Origin of the sequence: Microcystis sp. LE19-41.2A (assembly GCF_027530405.1) — a bacterium.
Classification (GTDB): domain Bacteria; phylum Cyanobacteriota; class Cyanobacteriia; order Cyanobacteriales; family Microcystaceae; genus Microcystis; species Microcystis aeruginosa.
In genome coordinates this window covers 1-3537 of sequence record NZ_JAPZQJ010000186.1, presented here as the reverse complement: position 1 = coordinate 3537, position 3537 = coordinate 1, and the positions used below count along the sequence as shown (strand labels likewise).

The 3537-nt window shown below is 43.2% G+C and carries 2 protein-coding genes; both read right to left on the bottom strand.

What is annotated here, in order from left to right; translation table 11 throughout:
* Positions 1-454: 454 nt before the first annotated feature.
* Entirely contained in the window at positions 455-1363 is a 909-nt protein-coding gene (locus O9290_RS08460) for a LysM peptidoglycan-binding domain-containing M23 family metallopeptidase (protein ID WP_288054636.1), read from the bottom strand.
* Between the two features lie 19 nt (positions 1364-1382).
* A complete protein-coding gene (locus O9290_RS08455; protein ID WP_043999341.1) occupies positions 1383-2681 on the bottom strand; it encodes a homoserine dehydrogenase in 1299 nt (432 codons plus the stop codon).
* Between the last annotated feature and the right edge of the window lie 856 nt (positions 2682-3537).

Genomic DNA, 3537 nt, shown 5'->3' with positions numbered 1-3537 from the left:
TGAGAATGACCGGGGGAACCCTGAAATTTTCGGCTTAGTTGGTGGCAGCTTGCCGCCAACTCACTCCTCTAGATAAGTATTTTGACTCAGGCATCTTCCTCTTTTGAGACGTTGTGACACTTAGGGTGCGGAATGTGGGTTGTATTAACCCTGGGAGTTGATAGGTTAGGGTTCCAAAATAAGTTTCCCTTTGTCAAAGTTAAATAGGGTCTGCTGAAAAAGTTTTTCCTGGGGGTAGGAGTCAGGAGTCAGTAGCCGGTCGTTTCGGGCTTTGTTGCCCTTGGTTTTTGTACCAAGCTATGTACTACAAGAAGGATAATGCAAGGTTTTTGAAAGTCCCAATCCTATTTTCGCCGCATGAACATCGGACTTTAACAGGTCAAAAGCCTTATTGTAAAAGGGTTTTACCATTATTCAGCAAGCCCTAAATAAATCAATAATCCCACTTAACCGTTTACTTTTGACTTGATTGCGGGCCGATTTGGGGCAAATGCAAAGCGGGATCCTGCGCTGTCCAACCGACGGGAGTATCTAAGCGCACCTCAAAATGAAGATGGGGGGGAATAATATCCGGTTGTCCCGTGGTGCCAACCGCACCGATAACGTCTCCTGCTCGTACCCGTTGGTCAATTCTCACTGTAACCCTGCTTAAATGGGCATAACGGGTCTGCCGGCGACCTAAATGATTAATTACTACCAAATTACCATAAGCTCCCTCCTGACCCACATAAATCACTAGACCATCCTCGGCAGCTAAAACATTTGTACCAACATTTGCGAGAAGATCAATACCACTATGAAAGAGATTTTTCTGTTCCGTGGGGCTTTTTTGCCAACCGTAGGCTAATCCGACAGTGCTGGCTAAGGGTAAGGGATAAGAACTTAATCCAGTATAATCCGAGCGCTTGCCCGTGGCGGACCAATTGGTGCCGGGGATAAAAACTATTGTCGGCCGACGACCACAACCGTTAAGCTCAAAGAGGATATCGGCACGAATACCATAGGCAGCTTCTAAATCTCGCCAAGTGGAACCCTTGGGTGCTTCGATGCGAATGCCGTTCATCGGGGGAATAAAGATTTCTTTCCCCACGGGGGCCGAACCATTTTTGAGAATAGTCGGATTGAGTTTAATTATCGTTGCCGGGATAAGAGCGTATTTTGCGGCGATGGAGGGGATCGTTTCTCCCGCTTGGATTTTATGGCGTTGTAACCTTGATAAAATCGGTAGGGGACAAACATTATCAGACCCTTGGGCAAAAATTAATTTTTGATTTAAGCCCAAAAAACCTAGACAAAATAACAAAATTGTGCTAGTTAAACTTAGCCAACTTTTCTCACTTCTGATTCTCCGACCCATGACCATAAAAAAGCGATCTCTATAATTACAAAACCCGGAGAATACTAGGAATACTGTCAATAGCTTCTAAAGACTCTATTGCCGCTAAAGCGTTGCGGAAATTGCCCTCGCGCACATCGTGGGTGACAACGACAATTTCGGCTAAATCACCCCTAATACCAATTTGTACCACGGATTCTAGACTAACCCCCTGGTCGCCGAAAGCCATACCTAAATGACCGATTACCCCCGGCACATCGCGACAGAGAAAACGGGCATAAAAACGGGTCGATAACGACTCCATCGGGGCGATTTGACAATAATGCTGGTGAATACAGCTTAAAAGCGGGTCAAGTTCCTTGGTTTTGCCACTACTTTTTAAAATTCCGACGATATTCATCACATCCGATACTACCGCGCTGGCCGTCGGTCCGCTACCGGCACCGGGTCCATAAAACATCACTTGGCCCAAGGGTTCCCCCTCGACGAGAATAGCGTTATAGACCCCGTTAGCATTAGCGAGGGGATGGGTTTTCGGTACTAGGGTCGGATGAACCCGCAACTCTAGGGTATCGGAATCTTCCTTAACCGTATCTTTCGCGATCGCTAATAATTTAATCACAAATCCCAGTCTATCAGCGTAGGCGATATCGACGGCGCTAACTTGCCGGATACCTTCACAGTAAACATCTTCCCGTTTTACCCGACCTCCAAAACCCAAAGAAGCTAAAATGGCAATTTTATCGGCCGCGTCGAATCCATCCACGTCCGCAGTCGGATCCGCTTCTGCATAGCCTAATTCCTGAGCTTTGGCCAGCACTTCGCTAAAATCTGCCCCTTTTTGGCTCATTTCCGTGAGAATATAGTTAGTTGTGCCGTTGACAATTCCCATGATGCTGCTGATGCGATTAGCGCCGAGGGATTGTTTTAAGGGTTTAATGACGGGAATGCCACCACCCACGGCCGCTTCTAGGAGGACATAAACCCCTTTTTCACTGGCCTTGGCGTAGATTTCATCGCCAAAACGGGCAATAACCGCCTTATTTGCCGTAACAACGTGCTTCCCCGATGCGATTGCTTGGAGAATTAAAGAGCGTGCCGGTTCCAAACCCCCCAATAATTCGACAATAATATCAATTTCGGGGTCAGTAACGATCGATTCTAGGTCAGTGGTCAACAGCTGGGGAGAAAGCTCGATTTCTCTCGGTTTATCTAGGGATCTAACTCCCACTCGTCCAATGGTAATCTCTTTGAGTACGGGATGACGACCAAAAGGATCGAGGAGGATTTTCGCTGTTCCCGTCCCCACAACCCCGAAACCGAGTAAACCAATCTTAAAGGTCACGCTTTTATCTCCTGCTAGTCCGACGCAAAAAATACTAATGGCCAAGCCGTCGCCATTGTCGATTTTATCATTACAGGGTCTTTGTCTGTGGGGTTTTCTTTTGCTGGCGTTCAGGGCCTGATGATGATAAATATTCAGTATTTTTGTATTTAAATCAAGCAAATCTCGATCAAGTTTAAACGCTTATCCTGTAATTGTTATTGATTTTATTGACCGATATAGATATTCGGCAATGTCAGTAACATTTTTGATCATAACTCTAATTTATGATTACAATAATTCCCTATCTAGTTGATATTTTTGAACAAATCAATCGACTCTCTCTGAGCAAAGAGCTATGTTAGCATTATTAGTTAGGGTAATTTGACTCAACTGCACGATCAACTAAGCTATCCAGCCCCAATTACCATACCAAAGAAATAGAATGGATAAAAAATAGGTAAACAAGAATCACAGAAATCCATAAAAATAACAATTTTTTCGGCTCCAATATCCAAGAATAATAAATATTGGAAATATTGTCATCATATACCTCATCATTGATTGTGTTGTTCCTGTACTTAAAGGTAAAAAAATGCTCAGGAAGGCAAAAATTAACAGGGAAATATTGAGAGGCTTTTTAACGATAGAGAATAGCAAAATACCTAAAAAAGAGAAGCTAAAAAAAGTATTTAATAATCTAACTACATTATTGGCATCTTTGGGAAACATAATAAGACCTCTTGCATAATTTTTTTATGGTATAATATAAGCTTTTGCTTTTTTCTCAATTCTTAGATTGAAGTGGAAAAAAGAATAAAATGTGATCTTAGGTCAGGAAATCATCTATAATTTTGCTATGTTTATTAGCAAAATT

Excerpts from the sequence above, each read along its gene's own strand:
- O9290_RS08460 (WP_288054636.1), bottom strand. The coding sequence starts at position 1,363 with ATGGTCATGGGTCGGAGAATCAGAAGTGAGAAAAGTTGGCTAAGTTTA.